This is a genomic window from Mesorhizobium sp. M1A.T.Ca.IN.004.03.1.1 (assembly GCF_003997555.1).
Classification (GTDB): Bacteria; Pseudomonadota; Alphaproteobacteria; order Rhizobiales; family Rhizobiaceae; genus Mesorhizobium.
In genome coordinates, this window is record NZ_RZTV01000390.1 from 1 (window position 1) to 268 (window position 268).

General features: G+C 64.9%; 1 pseudogene. It reads right to left on the reverse strand.

The window, feature by feature from the left end:
* Positions 1–200, reverse strand: a pseudogene (locus EOD29_RS32105) (polyhydroxyalkanoate depolymerase); the annotation flags it as partial.
* Positions 201–268 lie beyond the last annotated feature (68 nt).

Below are 268 nucleotides of genomic sequence, written 5' to 3' on the forward strand. Positions count from 1 at the left end.
CTCGTGGGCAGTCCGAAGCGCGGTTTGGCGTAACTGCGCGTGCCGCGCTCGAACAACTCACAGGAGGCCGCAATGGCGCGGCTGCTGGGTGTGTAGGCGAGCGGGCTGAAGGGGTTCTGGTAGGCTGTCTTGGCGAGACCGGCTGCCATGCGGGCTGGCGTGAGCATCAGATCGCAGGCGTCACGCATCAGGTACAGCATACGGGTGTTCCCTCTCGGCTCGCTCAGAGCCGCTGGTCTGTGAGGTGCCTAACGCTCCGGCACTATGT